Raw genomic sequence first — 16,512 nt, 5'->3', positions numbered from 1 at the left:
TAAAGTTCTTGTTTGCCATACGGACACTTCCTCCTTGAAATCCATTGTAAGGACTTAACTAAGTTGTGTCCATATGACTATACTAACTCCAATAATTTAACAAACATTAAACTATATTAATATTTGTCAAATGTAATTTTACCACAATCACTAGATATTTAATATTTCATTAATTCGTATATAATCTTTTCAGAGAAGATTATATCAGCTTCAATTGAACATATTGTTTTTAATATACTTCTATTTTTTACCTTTCAATTTCCAATACCCCATTACGCCTATCAAACATTAATTGCTTATTCTCCAAATATGAATCAATAATCTCAGCAACAACTTCATTTAAAATACAATTCATATTTAAAAAAGCCCAATTATTCCGACTGTATTCGTAATAATCAAAATTATATTCAATCATGAATTGTTCTATATACTCTTCAACTTTCCTCTCTAATCTTTTATAATCTGCGTGCGCTATACAATTCCTTATTTGTATTAGTAATCTAACTAATTCCATTTTTTTATTCTCAAATTCTTTTGGCACATATCTAAACTTATGTGACCGAAGGAGGAGGGGATAGTTTACAATAATTGACCACCGAGCCACCACCACGGGCAGGCGCACACTACCAAACGTAGCCCTGTTTTCAAATTTGAGTTCCTACTTTTGCCGATTCTCAATAGGTTATGTTTCTGTGGCAATATATAATTAAATATATAAGTGAGCTACGCTTCCCTTATATTTAATATGAAGACTAGTAGAAACTAGTAATGAGTATTTATTAATGACCACAAAAAGTTAACGTATTAAGATTTGTGAGAAGTAACTTTTATCAAATCCCAATAAATTATAAACATTTCACTTAACATCCTAATAAATCAGAATATCCCCGTTCTTCCCTCTCATTAAATTTAACTAATAATTATATAATAAAATTCCTCTTCTTCATTTCAAAAGCTATTTTGAACTTCGACAACCTCAATTATTTTGTGATATATTGAGCAAACAACGCTGATTGTAAATTTTTAAAACAAATTATGGAGAGACGTAAAATGAAGAAACATATATATTCCAAATGAGATTTTTACAGATTTATCACCACACTTCAATACCATCAAGCAGTTTAGTTTCACTTACTGCTACTACACGTATTTAAATTTTTTATATAAATACTGTTGGTATTTAAGAGACGACAATAAAATCATTACGCAAGCTGAGATTAAATCCTTTCTTGGTTACAGCCCAATTAATAAAACCGTAGACAAAATAATAAAAGATAGAGTGTTGCTTGAGCAAATTGGATATATTAAAACAATCACTGATTATCCTGTAAACCCAATTTATAATGAAGAAACAGGTTTTGTTGAAGGATTTAAAATGGCTAGTGACATACGTGAAATGGTTCATAGAAAAGAACTTGTACCCTATCGTGGGGTCAGGATTAAAATGCCTATTACAACTACTTGAACGCAGCAAGATACTACCTGATAATGAAGGGGATAGGAAGTACGACGGTACTCTTTACAATGTTCAGGATACTTTCCACATAAAATTTAATGTATTTAAGGATATTGTCGAAAACCATAACTTGGGATGTAACGGATTCTTAGTATATAGTATTTTGAAAAGTCTATGCAGGGCAGGGAAAAAACTTACTATATACCAAGATGAATTATCCTCTAGCTATAAGATAAACAAGAGAAGACTGCAGGATTATTTATCAGCTTTAGAAAAAGAAAATTACATATTTATCGAAAGAAAAAGGAATGAAGAGCAACATCCTGCTAATACTTATTATATTTTGAAGTAGTCTATCTACTTCTTTTTTATATATTTCTCACTACATAAAAAGGATTTTATCACCAAATCAATAGTACAATGCAATGTGAAATTTATCCCTTTCCTTTCCTAAAAACATACAATTGATAACATCATGTCCATACCCGTTTATTGGGATGCGTAATTCTTTATAAGCATCATTGTACATATAAAATATATCTTTTGTCTTTACTCCTCTTTTATTTAAAAAAGGGAAATATCTTATTCTATCTTCATTTATTTCAGGCCAACCACCACCACCTTTTCCTAATTGAACTATTTCACTAAATCTATCTACTGCATTAAACCATCCTAATACAATAGCTCTTTTTCCTTTTTTCCCTTCTCTAATAGCGTTCTCTAACCAATCAAAGTCTTTTTGTAAAGTTTGCCACATCATTTTATTTGCACAACCTGTTTTACTCTTCCAATTCCGAAACAATTTTACTTCAATAGCAAAATCTTTAGATTTCACAATAATATCAGCGGTAGTGTTGGCATTAATATTAGCAAAGTTACGAAAGGGAGAAGCTAATCGGAAAACAAAATCCATTTCTGTGAAAACAGTATCTGCGATTTCTTTTAGCTTTGACTTCTCTTTTATATCTGTATATTTATCATTAAATTCATCTATAATAAATATACAATTAGAAATAATGTACATATTTATCATTTTACATCCCTCATACTAATTAAGTTCAAATTTACTATGCACAGTATAGTCTGTTATCAAAAATATTATTCAAACAATAAATTATTATTATTAACTAAATATAAAAAATAATACCTTACTAAGGTAACACATGTAATTAATAATGAAAAAACCATTCAAGATAGCACTTTTCATAATAGATTAAGTGAACTTGATTTCCGTATGAACTCTCCCATTCCACTTAATTCATTTTGAAAGCCCCACTCTATAAATTATTCTGCTATAATCATATATGCTATTATTTTCTATTTAAGGAGAATAATCCTATGAAAGGTGATGATTTGAATGAGTCTAGAATGGATAATAAAAAGTAGTATCTTAATACTGTTTCCACTATCAATAATTGTATTTTTAATATCACTTATTTCTATTCTTTATCTAAAATTTATTAAAAAGAAAAAGACTAGTAAAAAAATATTTATAACTATGGTAACTTCCATTATCTTAGTTCTTATCACAATTGTTTCAACTATATATATGATTGAATGGGACAAAAAACAAGAAAAAAAGCAGCATGAAATGTGTCAAAAAGGCAGTATATCGTATTGTAATAAATATAATACCAAAGTAGTCTTAGACAATCTGAAGAATGCAGATGGTATAATGTATATCACCGCATTTACAAAAGAATACAATATGTACCGTGAAATATATAGCCCTGATAAATGGAAAATTCAGCAACTTGGAATCGAACATTACTTTGAGTATATATTTTGGGGATATATTATACACTGACGATAAAAAAATCGGTATTACATATAAAAATGAAGGTATTGGTAGTATGTACGCAAAAATTATTGATAAAAGAATATTAAATTCTAAGCAAGATGTTAAAGATTTCAAAGAAAGTATAGATAAATTATCTTTTAAAGTTAATAAAGAAAAAGAAGAGGCTGAAAAAGAACAAAAACGACAACAACAAGAGAAGGCCATAGCAGAAAACGAAAAAAGAGAAGAAGAATTACGTCAAAATTATGAGAGACTACAGAAACTCGAAGATGCTTATATTACATTAGATGAATTTCAACAATTGCAGTTAGGCATGACATATGAGGAATGCCTAAAACTTATTGATGGTGAAGGGAAATTAACCTCCGAAAGTTATAATTATAAAATATATGAATTTGAATCTTTATCTGGTAAAGGTATCGCACTACTAAGCTTTTATAACAATAAATTAGAAACTAAAACACAAAATGGTTTAAAATAGTTTTCATTTTTTAATATTTTATTCCTGAATCCTTAAAATCACTCTTTATAAGCTGCTGCTTTTTCTTCTATAAAAGGAGCAGTATTTATTTATATACAGACCGCTAAGAGCATAATTTTGTGGTCACATCCCCCTCCTCTTATCAACCCCTACTTACATTTTCAATAATCTCTCGTAGAAACAAAGGTAAAGATAAAAAAAGACCTCCTAAAGGGTGAACTGTACCCTATAAAATGGACAGTTTCATAAAAAGGCCTTTAACAATCAAGCACTTAAAAGATGGTTCCGGTATTGTACCGGAGCCATTTTTTTGAGTGTCCATTGATAACGATCATGATTATACTCTTGCATATACTTGTCTATTACTTCCTGAAGAGATTGGAATGTTTGACAACACTTATCATTTCATTCATCCTTCATATGACCGAAAAAAGATTCCATTGGAGCGTTATCTAAGCAGGTTCCTCTACGTGACATAGATTGTCTGAGTCCCATTTCTTTTACTCGCTTTTGGTATTCCGGATGAGTGTAATGAACACCTTGATCGGAATGAAGCAGGGCTTCTGGATGAATGGTGCCTCCTAATCTCACTTTCCATTTTTCGAGTGTGTGATAGACGATCTCCATTTGTAAAGAGGGAGAGACGTGATAAGCTAAAATCTCTCGCGTCTTACAATCTTTTACACACGATAAATATGCTTCTTTCCCTTTCCCATAAAATAAATACGTAATATCGATTACCATCTTTTATTCCGGTTCTCCCTGATGAAATTGGCGGTTCAACAGGTTTGGACAGGTCTTATGTTCTTGTGTCGCTTTTGTGATTTGTTTATAAGGATTCGCCCGACGAACCTTCGTTACGAGATGATCCTTGTGCATCATACGGTAAATACGCTTGAGATTCATACAAATCCCCTTTGTATTTTCTAATTCCATTTTGATAAAACGAGCACCGCATTTTTTCTCTTTTCGGTAAAAAATTGCTTGAATCAGTTCGTAATCTTTTTCGTCATTCCGTTCTCTCTCCATATGCTGATCTGTTTGGCGAAGCCAAGCGTAATATCCACTACGACTCACGCCCGCGAGTTCGCAAAAATAACGCACCATACGAGGAAATCGGAAGCGACGAATCGTTTGTTCAATGAGTGTATAGGCTTCACGAGGTGTTAAAATCGCTTCTTCTGTAACGCCTGCCTTTCGAGTTCGTCTAACTTTTTTAAGAATTCCAGTTCTGCCTCCAGAAACGCACTACTCTCTTCTGCTTTCTTTAGCTTGTCAGCAGAAGAGAGTAGTTTGGAAGAAGAGCGCCTCGTACTTCCTTTTCCGCGACGCTCTGTATAAAATCATTCCTCCCCAAATTGTTCATATGTTTTTCTCCAACGCTTTAAACATTGGTTTGGTTTCTTTTCACCGATCATCTCTAAATCGAACCCATTTTCTAAGAAAATTTGATTGGGTCCTTTTCCTTGTTGATTTTCTTTCACAGCTCTTACTTTAAAATCTGGGCAATAGCGAATCGAACGTTCTGATACTTTTACCACATTTTCATTCTTTTCTAGTTGTTTCCTTTGTCGTTCATTAAAAATCATTTTACTCATGTTCCGTACCTCACTTCTATCGTTGGATCCATTATCACGAGGTTTGCTTATAAAGGTACACAAAAGCCCCGAATCACGGATTTTTTTTAGTGTCCATGATTCGGGGTACAGTTCATTGTCAATGGAGATCCAAATTTGTACAAATTCTTAGAAAGTGGAAAGATTTCTAGACAAGGTTTAACTCATCTTATTCTCTTTACTGATGGAATTTATCCTCTTAAATATAGTGATAGTGAAAATGAAAATACTTTCATTTTTATAAGGGAAGTTATAGAAAATGGATTATCTTCGTACCTAGAAAAACTAAACAAATTTGAAGATGAAGATGTTCAGCGAAAAAAAATATCTCGCTTAAAAATTTCTGATGATAAAGCTGCTATTTTAATTAAATTTTAAAATTTGTAATCAATTTATGTTTCTGAATTACCATAAGGAGAGGGTTTCAATGGATAAACTTCCTACTTGTATCAATCAATATTTAGAATGTGGAGAAAAAATTCTAGCATATACAAATGGATTATATGAAATAGATACTTTAGGATTTCCTTATAAATATGGATTTTTTATTGCTACGGATAAAAAAATTATATTTTATACAAATCCTCCATTATTTCCTGCAATAATGGAAGAATTTTCTTATAAAAAAACATACTTCGTAGCATCAGATGATAAAATAATGTTTAGGTATGTTGATGACTTTATTAAAGCTAAATGGATTCAAATGGGTGGTGTAAAGAAATTTAGAGAAATTATTAAAACTAAGGCTACCTTTATTCCAAAATTTATTTAACAATGTTAATCTATAAATAATATTCGTTAATTTAAGATTTTAATTTAAGTTTATAAACACTTAAAGGATGGATGATTTATTATGAGGAATTTAAGAATTGGAATGGTAGGTTTAGGGGATATTTCTCAAAAAGCATATTTACCTATCTTATCAAAAGAAATAGATTGGGATTTTATAGGTGCATTTTCCCCTAATAAAGAAAAATGTAAGAGGATTTGCAAGCAATATCGCATACAAGATTTTAATAATATAACATTACTTGCTCGAGAATGTGATGCTATATTTGTACATAGTTCTACCGATTCACACTTTGAAGTAGTTTCTACTCTTCTTAACATGGGAAAAGATGTATATGTTGATAAACCTCTAGCGGCAACTATCTCAGATGCTGAAAAGCTAGTTGAACTTAGTGAAAAAACTGGAAGAAAAATCATGGTAGGATTTAATCGCCGTTTTGCACCAATGTATATGAAAGCCAAACAAGAAGCTAAAAAAGCCTCCTTAATACGTATTGAAAAACATAGGATAGATAGTGTTGGTCCTTATTCATATGAATTTACAATGATAGATGATTATTTGCATTTAGTTGATACAATACGTTGGTTAGGGAATGATGACCTCTATGTGTTAAATGGTACCATTAACGTGAATACTGAAAATCATCTTTTATATGCAAATCATATATTTAAAACATCTGATGGTACTTCATTTTGTACGACTATGCATAGGAAAGCTGGAACAAACGTAGAGTTATTAAACTTCTTAACAGAAGGCGCTTTAGTTCAAGTAAAAAACCTAAATACATTAGAGATTGAACGTGCAGGTATATTATCCACTGAATATACTCCTTCATGGGATAGTATATTAAAACAAAAAGGTTTTGAAGACGCCGTATATCATTTTATTCGTTGTATTCAAAATGATATACAACCATGTATTAATGGAATAGAAGGACTAAAATCCCAATTACTTGTTCATCAACTATTACAGAATAAGGAATAAATTCACAAAAAAACGGTTCTGGTGCAAGAAATCTATCATGCTTTTCCATACTGACAGTATGACTCTAAAAAAGGAGCGTGATCAGTATGGAAAAGGAAAATTTATTCAAATATAAGCGTTATCAACCTAAACTAATCTTATTAACAGTAAGGTGGTACCTACGGTACAATTTGAGCTTCCGTAACTTGGTGAAGATGATGAAGGAAAGAGGATTATCAATTGCTCACACAACGATTATGCGATGAGTTCATCAATATGGCCCTGAATTAGATGAGCGATTAAGGTGTCATTTTAAGAAAACCAATGATTCTTGGCGAGTTGATGAGACGTATGTGAAGGTCAATGGATGTACCTATATCGTGCTGTTGATTCAAAAGGAAATACAATTGATTTTTATTTAAGTAAAACAAGAAATCATAAGGCGCAAAGTGTTTTTTCAAGAAAGCTTTGCGGTCTTTTCATGTTTCAAAGCCTCGTGTTATAACAGTAGAACAAGATCATCGCTTTATAAAGAAACGAATCCGTTCTATGCTAGGGTTCAAATCTTTGACACAGCTACATCCATTCTTTCTGGAGTAGAAGCTATGCATATGATAAAAAGATTTACGAGAACAGTCTGTTCAAAATCAGAAAGAATTCATCCATTGATTGTTTGAACTTGTAGCATAAAATACAATTCTGTTAGGAATATGTGCGTTTTACTGGTTTTCATTTTACCTTTGCACCAGACCCATTTTATGTATGCATATTATTAAGAGTATGCTTCTATTTTAGGAATGCTTTCCCCAAAAAATGAAAGAAATGAAGAGAAAAGCGGGAGAACAGTTTTTGATGTTGAACATACATATGGTATAGGAAAAGGAGTATTAGAAGATAAAAAGCAGGTTTTGTATAATTTAAATAAGTCGAGAGTAGTTTTAATAAAAGATAACTCATCAGAATTAGGTTTTAGAATACTAACATCTTTTCCCTTGCCGTAAAATAAGGAGAAATTAGAATGATTAATGAAGAACAATTAAGCAATTTAAGATATTTTCTTGAATGTTACTTTAATGTAAGTGCCGATTATTCAGAATTAGATGCACTTATTAAAGAATATAAAGAAATTGAAAGCGATGAATACATTAAAAATTTGAAGGAAGAAATTAACTTAGTATTATCAGCAGATAATATCGAATTTATCAGAAGCTTTATAAAAAAATATGGAATGAGAAATACGAAAAGTGCCGATAAATTTATATGGTTTCTAAGTCATATAAGAAATCATGTTTAGATGCATACAACCAATAAAATTCGTAATAAGTTTGATCTAACTTGTTCTTAAATCGAGCTATATAACCTATTTTTGAAAGTATTATCTCGTAATTTAGACCCGAAGTTTTTTTATAAGTGGATTTTGAAACCAACGAACAACCTTACACTTCCATCTACTACTAAATAAAAAGAAACCGCCTCCGTAATCGAAGGCGGTTTCTTTTTTCGTATACAATTCCCTTCCATCTCGTCCAACACTTGCGCCTTCAAACATAAGGTTACACGTAGGGATTAAAAGCGTAATTAGTTAAATGCCTGTTCATTTTGCGATCGATTCTTCTTTTTTCTTCCTTTTTCTTTTTATCCTAATTATCTCTTGTAACCTTAATGATTTTCATTAACACTTCCCACAATAATTCTTGGACGGGTTCATTATTTAGTACTTTTAAGATTTTATCTCACAATTTTCCGAACAATTGTTTTAACACTATCTTTCCCACCATTTCCGAAGCACTTCCTCATGCCCAACAGTGGCATATACTCTGAAAGGGCTATTTGATGCATTGAAAGAATCACTAAACCAACATGTCCCTGCAGATTGGAAGAAAATAGATTATATACAGTCTGACAGACTAATTCCTATAGTACGGAAGAGAAGACTGTTGACGAAATGGAAGAACTCCTAAGGAAAATAGGATATAAAGGATCACGCTCTACCCTAAATACATGTGTTGCTAAAATACGAAGAGAGCAAGGATTAGGTAAAACTATGCTCACAGTATCTCGATCACATCTCTTACGGTCTATGTGAAGTGAGGTAGAATATGAAGAGTGGAAAAATAGCATACCAGAAACATTTTGAACAGAGTTTCCTGAGCTGAAAAAAGTTCATCGCATGATTCAAGATTTCCTATCTATTGTTCGTGAAAAACGAGCTGAAGGCTTAGCAAATTGGCTTATAACATATAAAGATATTCCATTTCCCGCCATTCGAACGTTTATAAATTATGCGGAGAAAGACGTAAAAGCAATTAGTGCAGCATGTTCTCTTTCATTTAGTAACGGCATAACAGAAGGACATATTAATCGACTTAAAACAATCAAACGAATGATGTATGGACGTGCGAGTAGCAAACTATAAACACAAAGAGTGTTAATAACTTTGTAGGGAAAATGTTTTCCTAAAAAAATATCCAAATCTCTTTACATGGGGACATATAGATCCTCACCAAAAGTGCGTAAGAACCAATTTTACTTGACGGTCACAAATCCCGTAGGAGTACGGAAATGATTCTGGGAATGAGAGGCTATTCTAGAAAAATATTCGATAATAAAACTGTAGAAATTGTTTATTCCTACGGTTTAGCTAAGTTACATTGCTTTTATTTAACCACACATCAAAGAAATTTGGACATTATAGTTCCATAAATTTATCAATTTCTGCCTTGCGTTTTAAAAATATTTCCATATCTTTTTTCTCCCTTTCTATTAAACCAAAGGCATGTGAATCTTCTAAGGCTAATTCTTTATAGCCCCATATATAATCTATTGTTGTCTCTTTTATGTGTCTATGATCTGCAAAATACCATTCTAACGGTTGTAAAGGATCTGAAACATTAAATAATTCTGCTGGATACCATGATGGCATATTCTCATTTTCTCCTAAAAGTTGATAATCTAATTCTCCATTTGATAAACTCATACCATAAACCACATATTCTTTTCTTACTTCTAAATTTAAAATCATGTCATGTGTATAACCTTGCTTTAATCGTTTGTCTGAAAATTGATTACATTTGTTATTTATACATATTACCTTCATTCTTTATCCCCTTACTTCTTGTTTAGTTTGTAAATTTAAAATCATCAAATTCACCTGTTTTTGTGTTTTTAACATAGTGTATTTCTACTCCATTCACATTTTGAGCCATTTTAACCCATCCTTCTTCATGAGGCCAACGAGGATCTGTCATTACTATTTTGGGAATTGGCTTTCCTAGAGGATTGGACTTAACTTCTTTCATTGCTAGTTGCTCCTCTAAAGATTTGGCAGTTGTTCGACCTGTAGAGCCTCTTCCTAATATTTTCACTTCATATTTTATATTTTTAGCAGCCTTCTCTAGGTTGTTCGCTTTCTTCTCAAGATCTCCAACTTTGCCAAAAACTCGACCGACAACTTTTGATGTACCACCTGAAACAACCGCCAATGTACCCCATGCATAATCATCAGGTCCATATTGTTCTTTTGTTAAAGGATTTTTTCCCATTATCATTTGTGTGCCTTCTTTTATTGCACCAACGCCAGGCGTAATATCGAGCATAAATGATATTTGTTCATTTGTCTTCTTTTCTTCGGCCAGATACGCTTCCATTTTTTCTGGAGGTACTCCAAAATCTCGCAAACTATTTCTTAAGTCAATATTCCCTATATTACGTGTAGCAGCAGGAATATCAACCTTATGACTTGCTAATTTATTCGCAGACCCCATAATATTATTAGCTACATCTAATCCTGACATCATATCTGTATAAGTGGTTGGGAATGGTTTCTGTGCTTCTACCATATGTGCGGAAACGCTATTATATATCCCGTCGACTTTTACAGTTAGTTCATGTAATGGTGCTCCTGCTTTTTTAAACGGCAACTTAACTGATAGTGAAAAAGAGGAATTTATTACATATAAAACTTCACTAGCGTCGCATTAAACTAATGCAACCTGGAATATTAATCTGAATTTTCTTTTATTATAAAACTCATAAAAAAATCCTTTATAATGGCTTGGCGGTAGTAACCTGTCCAAATCCAAAACAAAGGACATCTCATGGAGAAGATTACACGAAAAACATCATTTAAACAATGGCTTTCACCAATTTCTACTTCATTATTTGAAGAACAGGTGAAAAAGCATCATTTAAACCACTATACAAAGAAACTTCATATGGCTTCATTTATGAAATTACTTCTGTATGCACAACTCCATGAAACCGAGAGTTTACTTGCGTTGAGTGCTTGCATCTTCTCAGAAGAATTGCAGAACACCACCGAAAAAGCATCAATGAGCGGAATGTCGTCGAACAAAATCAGGAGTGAAGCTTCATTTACGGCTTGTCTTTATGGAAAAAGGGTATTCGTAGATGACAAAGAATGCATGTATGTGTTTGACAGCGGCTACTTAGATTATGAGCGATTCGACCATATGACGGATAAAGGTTACTTTTTTGTCTCACGATTACGTAAAAATGCGGTGACACAGGTGATTGAGAAATTCTCTTTCCCGAAAAAAGCCGCTGTGATCTCGGATGAAATGATTGTGATTGGGATTGGCACGACGCAAAATCGTTCTGAAAACGCATTTCGTTTCATCAAGGTACTCGATTCAAAAGGAAATGAACTACATTTACTGACGAATCGATTTGATTTGGGCGCGGACGAAATCGCTGAGTTACATAAGTCACGCTGGGCCATAGAATTGTTTTTCAAATGGATGAAACAACATTTGAACATCAAGAAGTTTTACGGTCAGAGCGAACAAGCGGTGCACAATCAAGTATACATTGCAATGATTGTGTACTGTTTACATGTGCTAGCTCAGTTGTCTTCGCGAAGTAAGCGAGCCTATTTGCAAATCAGTCGCTTTTTAAAAGCGTCGTTATGGAACCCTGCACACATTTGGCAACGTAAAATCCAAGGAAAGAGCGTTCCATAAAACTTTTTATGTTTCTGCTAAACGAGTCGAAGGTTTTAGTAAAAAAATGGATGTTTACTACCTCTGTTAAAGTATCTTTGTTTTGCTTTTTATGGAAAAAAAACAAGAAACGGAACATTCAAAACACTTTTACGCGACACTAATGATGGAAATATTAAAAATAAATTTAGTCTTTTTTTTCATTGACAGATTGTCGCCAACCTGGAAAAAAGGGATTCATTCCTTCCCCTCCATAAGTAATCTTCACTTCATTTTCAGTTAAATTTGTTATTGTAAAAAATTCATTCTCAAATTCTACTTTATTTAGTTTAGAATGACATCCCCAACTTTTAGTAGAATGACTCAACCATTCACCTAATTCATATAAATCAGGGTAGTCTTCTAGTTTAATAGAGGGATTATTCTCAAATTTCACCTGATAAATTTTAGGTACTAAAACATTATCGATCTTATTTATTGCATTAAAAATTTTCTTTTTGAACATAATGGCTTCCTCCTAATTAGTATATTTTTGGGTGAAAAACCCTTAATATTATTATACTATGACTACTTATCCTTATGTAAAAGGTCATTAAATTCTTTTATAACCGTTCCCTTGTCAGGTGTCCATTCAACTTTATCAACTGTTTTTTGCAATATCAAAGTGATTCTTACGCAGATTTGGTGAAATCTCATATAACGTTGTTACCGTATAAAATTTTATTCTTTCAAAATAATAAATCAGAGTTTATATAACATGCACTTTTGCAATATAGCTAAACCAGCTCGCCCATACAACATTCGTTTGATTGATTTCAAGCGATTTACCTGCCCTTCTAACACGCCATTACTATAGGGGAGAATAAAGGCATGCTTCACGGCTTGTAAATCGTTGCGTAAATGACGGCATATGGATAAAAGGGTTGTTCTTTATGGGAAAGTTGTTTTCTTAGCCATTGCAAAAATCCTTCATAATCAGATTGTTTTATCATTGCACGATACTCTTGTATGACTTCATAAACAGTTTGGAGATTAGGATATTTTTTGAAACATCGCTCTAAATCCCTTCTTTCTGAGGTATTCAGATGATTCGGATGAATCCAAAACTATCTGGCAAGACGTTTTCTAGCTATTTGATAGGTAGGAGATGGGGGATTAGCATGTTTCTGTTTGCGCCTTATCCCTTTCAACAAGTGTGCGCATAGCTGAAAAGGTGCCGTTATCCCCCTTCTTACGGATAAGTGGATCAATCGTTTTAAGTGTTTTTCCCTCTTTTTCAAGACGAATAATAGATTCACGATACCCTTGAGCTGGACTGATGCGACAACGATTGGTAGTAGGTGGGTCAAATTTGGTTGACAATCTACAATTGTTCAGCTTTTTCTTGTTTCACTTTATAATCTGGCTGATAAATTAAGGGTAAATGCTCTAACTTAAACACTTTATACATTGGATCCATCTCTTCCGGATTTTTTAGTTCCAGCAGATGCCCACGGCACCAACTGACAATATAATGATTATTTTCATAATAAGGTTTGCTACTAATGTACTTTTGTGAGTGATGGAATCGCGGCAATTTCATAATTTCATTGGCAACTTTCGGTTTTTCCGCAATAAATAACGTTTTCCCCACAACTTTTTCCTCCTTAAACAAAAAAAGGACACACCCACGCTATGGTTATGCGTAGGTATGTCCTTTTGCAATATGATTTTTTAGTATTGGATTACTTTATATGATAACATTCCCTCTATTTATATACAAATAGAATTGTAGCTCAATAAGACCTCTAAACATCTATTGTTCGATTTAAACACATTTAAACCTATAAATAATATAAAGATTGATGAATTCCAATACATCTCTTGTTTTGATTTCCCCCCGAATAATATAAGAATACTTAACGATAAACATTGCTACGATTTTTGTAAATCAACAATACCCTTCAAAGCATTTGTAATGCCTACGTATCAAAGTGTTCACATTTCTTTTTTATAAACAGCAATTTCTTAAGTTAAAATATATGCTAAGGCAGGAACTCTTGATATACTTTCTTGTTCTAATGAAAAGTTGTTTGATATGTCGTAAATGTTCTGCATGTGCAATAGTAAAAAGTGTTTAATTTCATGAAAAGGTGCACTAGATTTTAACAGTTGTAGCAACCACCGTTATTTCACCAATACACTTATTACTTGAATAAGGCTTGCACCTTTAAAGCAACTTCTTTAGGCTTTACATCTATAGATGATAGCATTTCTATATCTACCCACATTGGCAAATATGAACATCTGTTTCTATTTATGTCAGTGAACTCCGCACCTTCACCAGTACCAAAGTTTCCTTTAATGATTTCAGTCAGGAAAAAGTATTGTATACCATTAAATTCAACTTTCGCAATACATTCTTTAACTTTAACTTCAACACCCAATTCCTCTATGGCTTCCCTCATTGTTGCCTCTTCTGGTGTTTCACTATCTTCAATTCCACCACCAGGAAAAACATAATATACAGAACCATCCCTAATTCTTTTAATTAATCCAATTTTATTAGTAAGTATGGTGCACGAGAGTTAGCTGCTTTATGTATCTGTATTAGTCACATGTAGCAAGCAATTCTCTCATTTCAACTTTATGCCAATACAGCTACACTTATGCTTAACCAACGTTTTAACCGATACGCTGTTTTATTTCTATAGGTTGTATTTTCCCTTTTAGTTAAAAGACAACTAAACGATTTGTCTCCCCCCTAACTAGTACACTTATTATTTTCAACGTATATGTATTTTAGATGCTACTATTTTTCAAGTTCCTAATCATTTATCATTTGGCTTCTATATTATTCTGGTTCAGGAGAATGTGCAAAAACAGCCGGCATTAAGATTCAGCTAGAATATGATTTACATAGTGAAAAATTCCTCAATGTTCAAATAGAACCAGGGAAAAATATTGTAATAATTTAAGTAGCTGACTTCTACACGAAGTCAGCTCTATTTAACGTTTTAAACCCGAAGTTATCGAAGGAGGTCTCCCTTTTTTTAGAAGACCTAAAACGTGTACAAATATTAATGATGATTCCCATCTGCATATTGAATCAACATCATTTTATGATGATTACCGTCTGCATATTGCGGTTTTTCTACTAATGTGTGTATCCCGAACGTTAAAGTTAAAACCATCATACTTCCCATTATACTACCTATCATTTTCTTCATTTTAGTGCCCCCTTATCAAATACTTTCTTTCTTGCTTGTGTACTTAAATAAAAATACTTACTTGCTTTTGTGTGATTATCCTCTTTATAGAACTTAATCGCTAAAGCCTCCGTAGATTCATACATATACGTATATAATTCTTCTCTTTCAAAATACTCATTTCCTGCTAATACAATTTTTTCAAACTCTTCAGCAGAAACATTTTTGTTCCTAGCATCCAAAATCATAAAACGATGTTGATATTCCTCATGTTCCAATGCATTACAAATTTGTAACCCTTTTTTAATCAGTTCCCCTGCTATTTCGTGTTCTTTGAGCTTGAAATGTTCTTGTGCTTCAATAAACATTGCTCGATAATTTCCTGATGTTTTTAGATTTACTTCAGATAAATATCGAATAGCTAGACTTGAGAGGTTTTGACTTGCATATAATAATCCTATATTATGTCGAACCATTAAAATATAATATTCTTCATTGTTTTTTTGAAATTGATCCATTGCAGTTGTAAAATGTTCCTCAGCTAATTCCCACTCTTTCAAATGAGTACAAGCCAGCCCTAACATATTTTCACAAAAAGCAATATTGGTTTCATAACCAGTAAATTTAAGGTAAATATCTTTTGCCTTAGTAACATGTTTAACTGATAAAAGTCCTTTGTATATATCATAATAAAACGAGCCTAATTTATAATGAAACTCAGCTTCTTCTAGCTCATCCGGAATATGTTTTAAAAGGACTTCTGCCTTATCAAAGTGTTCTCTTGCTTCAGTATAGCTACCTGTAACACTCATATAAATTGCTTTAAAGAAATGATAATAATAAGATAAACGTTCATCTGTTGGTGTTCCAAAAGATTCGACTTGATTAAAACTATCTTTCGATATACTCATATTGTCTATTAAATAATTATATCGAAAATCAAGCAGAGAATAATAAAGTAATAAATCCTGTTTCTGTAATAACTCCTGTTTCTCCTCTTTCAGTTCTTGAATCAAACTATCAATCTGTTCCTTCATACTATGAGCTTTCGCGATATGTCTTGAACGAATTTCGATATACCAATCATTCAATAGTTTTATCAATCTGTCATTCCTCACGATTACGGACATATAAATCCTCCTTATTACAGAATTATGCATCTTAATATTAACAAAAAATTCCACATTAATACTTCTTTTTTAATTTTATCCATAAAACACATAATATTCAGAATTATAACCTGAAATATCCTTAAG

General features: G+C 32.3%; 17 protein-coding genes and 5 pseudogenes. 11 read left to right on the top strand and 11 right to left on the bottom strand.

The annotated features are described in order from the left end of the window. Positions 1-247: 247 nt before the first annotated feature. Positions 248-541: a hypothetical protein gene (locus MR056_RS17355; RefSeq protein WP_210351494.1), complete on the bottom strand. Its 294-nt coding sequence runs from the start codon at positions 539-541 to the stop codon at positions 248-250. A gap of 1,324 nt (positions 542-1,865) precedes the next feature. Next, positions 1,866-2,489 (bottom strand): hypothetical protein, encoded by a 624-nt coding sequence (locus MR056_RS17350; protein ID WP_210351492.1) that lies wholly within the window; start codon positions 2,487-2,489, stop codon positions 1,866-1,868. Positions 2,490-2,813: 324 nt separating this feature from the next. On the opposite strand from MR056_RS17350, the gene MR056_RS17345 reads away from it, so the two are divergent. Next, complete coding sequence (locus MR056_RS17345; RefSeq protein ID WP_210351491.1) at positions 2,814-3,263, top strand: hypothetical protein; 450 nt, start codon at positions 2,814-2,816, stop codon at positions 3,261-3,263. After that, the gene (locus MR056_RS17340) at positions 3,211-3,738 is read left to right on the top strand and encodes a hypothetical protein (protein WP_210351489.1); all 528 of its coding nucleotides are present in this window, start codon (positions 3,211-3,213) and stop codon (positions 3,736-3,738) included. The genes MR056_RS17345 and MR056_RS17340 overlap by 53 nt, the downstream gene beginning before the upstream one ends. Before the next feature lie 264 nt (positions 3,739-4,002). Here the strand turns inward: MR056_RS17340 and MR056_RS17335 are convergent. Then, positions 4,003-5,336: pseudogene (locus MR056_RS17335) on the bottom strand (IS3 family transposase). A gap of 135 nt (positions 5,337-5,471) precedes the next feature. On the opposite strand from MR056_RS17335, the gene MR056_RS17330 reads away from it, so the two are divergent. The 7 genes and pseudogenes from MR056_RS17330 to MR056_RS17305 all read left to right on the top strand — a co-directional run bounded on the left by MR056_RS17330 (position 5,472) and on the right by MR056_RS17305 (position 9,523). Next, complete coding sequence (locus MR056_RS17330) at positions 5,472-5,732, top strand: hypothetical protein (RefSeq protein ID WP_011984068.1); 261 nt, start codon at positions 5,472-5,474, stop codon at positions 5,730-5,732. Positions 5,733-5,781: 49 nt separating this feature from the next. Then, positions 5,782-6,126, top strand: a complete 345-nt coding sequence (locus MR056_RS17325) for a PH domain-containing protein (RefSeq protein ID WP_210351487.1) — start codon at positions 5,782-5,784, stop codon at positions 6,124-6,126. 81 nt (positions 6,127-6,207) lie between these two features. Continuing rightward, entirely contained in the window at positions 6,208-7,128 is a 921-nt protein-coding gene (locus tag MR056_RS17320) for a Gfo/Idh/MocA family protein (protein WP_210351486.1), read from the top strand. 86 nt (positions 7,129-7,214) lie between these two features. Further along, positions 7,215-7,776 (top strand): annotated as a pseudogene (locus MR056_RS17315) (IS6 family transposase). 128 nt (positions 7,777-7,904) lie between these two features. Continuing rightward, positions 7,905-8,108, top strand: coding sequence for an RNase A-like domain-containing protein (locus MR056_RS22740; protein WP_210351484.1), 204 nt, complete (start codon positions 7,905-7,907; stop codon positions 8,106-8,108). Positions 8,109-8,125: 17 nt separating this feature from the next. Continuing rightward, the gene (locus MR056_RS17310) at positions 8,126-8,401 is read left to right on the top strand and encodes a contact-dependent growth inhibition system immunity protein (protein WP_210351482.1); all 276 of its coding nucleotides are present in this window, start codon (positions 8,126-8,128) and stop codon (positions 8,399-8,401) included. 876 nt (positions 8,402-9,277) lie between these two features. Further along, positions 9,278-9,523, top strand: a complete 246-nt coding sequence (locus MR056_RS17305) for a transposase (protein WP_242136596.1) — start codon at positions 9,278-9,280, stop codon at positions 9,521-9,523. A gap of 273 nt (positions 9,524-9,796) precedes the next feature. On the opposite strand, the gene MR056_RS17300 is transcribed toward MR056_RS17305, so the two are convergent. Together MR056_RS17300 and MR056_RS17295 are read right to left on the bottom strand one after the other, a co-directional pair. Next, on the bottom strand, positions 9,797-10,204 hold the full coding sequence (locus tag MR056_RS17300) for a hypothetical protein (RefSeq protein ID WP_210351481.1): 408 nt from the start codon (positions 10,202-10,204) through the stop codon (positions 9,797-9,799). Positions 10,205-10,226: 22 nt separating this feature from the next. Continuing rightward, complete coding sequence (locus MR056_RS17295) at positions 10,227-11,027, bottom strand: pre-toxin TG domain-containing protein (RefSeq protein ID WP_242136595.1); 801 nt, start codon at positions 11,025-11,027, stop codon at positions 10,227-10,229. 177 nt (positions 11,028-11,204) lie between these two features. Here MR056_RS17295 and MR056_RS17290 point away from each other — a divergent pair. Then, positions 11,205-12,089 (top strand): annotated as a pseudogene (locus MR056_RS17290) (IS4 family transposase). Between the two features lie 166 nt (positions 12,090-12,255). Here MR056_RS17290 and MR056_RS17285 read toward each other — a convergent pair. The 4 genes and pseudogenes from MR056_RS17285 to MR056_RS17270 all read right to left on the bottom strand — a co-directional run bounded on the left by MR056_RS17285 (position 12,256) and on the right by MR056_RS17270 (position 14,599). Beyond that, complete coding sequence (locus tag MR056_RS17285) at positions 12,256-12,573, bottom strand: DUF3884 family protein (RefSeq protein WP_210351480.1); 318 nt, start codon at positions 12,571-12,573, stop codon at positions 12,256-12,258. Positions 12,574-13,223: 650 nt separating this feature from the next. Beyond that, the gene (locus MR056_RS17280) at positions 13,224-13,430 is read right to left on the bottom strand and encodes a hypothetical protein (protein WP_041809543.1); all 207 of its coding nucleotides are present in this window, start codon (positions 13,428-13,430) and stop codon (positions 13,224-13,226) included. A 4-nt stretch (positions 13,431-13,434) separates the two neighbouring features. Next, positions 13,435-13,701, bottom strand: a pseudogene (locus tag MR056_RS17275) (toprim domain-containing protein); the annotation flags it as partial. A gap of 553 nt (positions 13,702-14,254) precedes the next feature. Next, a complete protein-coding gene (locus tag MR056_RS17270) occupies positions 14,255-14,599 on the bottom strand; it encodes an NUDIX hydrolase (RefSeq protein WP_306298501.1) in 345 nt (114 codons plus the stop codon). 15 nt (positions 14,600-14,614) lie between these two features. On the opposite strand from MR056_RS17270, the pseudogene MR056_RS17265 reads away from it, so the two are divergent. Continuing rightward, a pseudogene (locus MR056_RS17265) lies at positions 14,615-15,010 on the top strand (transposase); the annotation flags it as partial. A gap of 117 nt (positions 15,011-15,127) precedes the next feature. Here the strand turns inward: MR056_RS17265 and MR056_RS17260 are convergent. Then, complete coding sequence (locus tag MR056_RS17260; protein ID WP_157671200.1) at positions 15,128-15,277, bottom strand: hypothetical protein; 150 nt, start codon at positions 15,275-15,277, stop codon at positions 15,128-15,130. After that, complete coding sequence (locus tag MR056_RS17255) at positions 15,274-16,386, bottom strand: response regulator aspartate phosphatase (protein WP_011984058.1); 1,113 nt, start codon at positions 16,384-16,386, stop codon at positions 15,274-15,276. Before MR056_RS17255 ends, MR056_RS17260 begins: the two co-directional genes overlap by 4 nt. Positions 16,387-16,512 lie beyond the last annotated feature (126 nt).

The sequence above is a fragment of the Bacillus cereus group sp. BfR-BA-01360 genome (assembly GCF_022663595.1).
GTDB lineage: Bacteria > Bacillota > Bacilli > Bacillales > Bacillaceae_G > Bacillus_A > Bacillus_A cytotoxicus.
The sequence above is the reverse complement of the archived record's forward strand: the minus strand, read 5'-3'. Positions and strand labels throughout refer to the sequence as shown.

Coding starts and splice junctions, on each gene's coding strand:
- MR056_RS17325 (WP_210351487.1), top strand. CDS start 5,782: ATGGATAAACTTCCTACTTGTATCAATCAATATTTAGAATGTGGAGAA.
- MR056_RS17300 (WP_210351481.1), bottom strand. CDS start 10,204: ATGAAGGTAATATGTATAAATAACAAATGTAATCAATTTTCAGACAAA.
- MR056_RS17255 (WP_011984058.1), bottom strand. CDS start 16,386: ATGTCCGTAATCGTGAGGAATGACAGATTGATAAAACTATTGAATGAT.
- MR056_RS17285 (WP_210351480.1), bottom strand. CDS start 12,573: ATGTTCAAAAAGAAAATTTTTAATGCAATAAATAAGATCGATAATGTT.
- MR056_RS17320 (WP_210351486.1), top strand. CDS start 6,208: ATGAGGAATTTAAGAATTGGAATGGTAGGTTTAGGGGATATTTCTCAA.
- MR056_RS17350 (WP_210351492.1), bottom strand. CDS start 2,489: ATGATAAATATGTACATTATTTCTAATTGTATATTTATTATAGATGAA.
- MR056_RS17345 (WP_210351491.1), top strand. CDS start 2,814: ATGAGTCTAGAATGGATAATAAAAAGTAGTATCTTAATACTGTTTCCA.
- MR056_RS17260 (WP_157671200.1), bottom strand. CDS start 15,277: ATGAAGAAAATGATAGGTAGTATAATGGGAAGTATGATGGTTTTAACT.
- MR056_RS17310 (WP_210351482.1), top strand. CDS start 8,126: ATGATTAATGAAGAACAATTAAGCAATTTAAGATATTTTCTTGAATGT.
- MR056_RS22740 (WP_210351484.1), top strand. CDS start 7,905: ATGCTTTCCCCAAAAAATGAAAGAAATGAAGAGAAAAGCGGGAGAACA.
- MR056_RS17305 (WP_242136596.1), top strand. CDS start 9,278: ATGATTCAAGATTTCCTATCTATTGTTCGTGAAAAACGAGCTGAAGGC.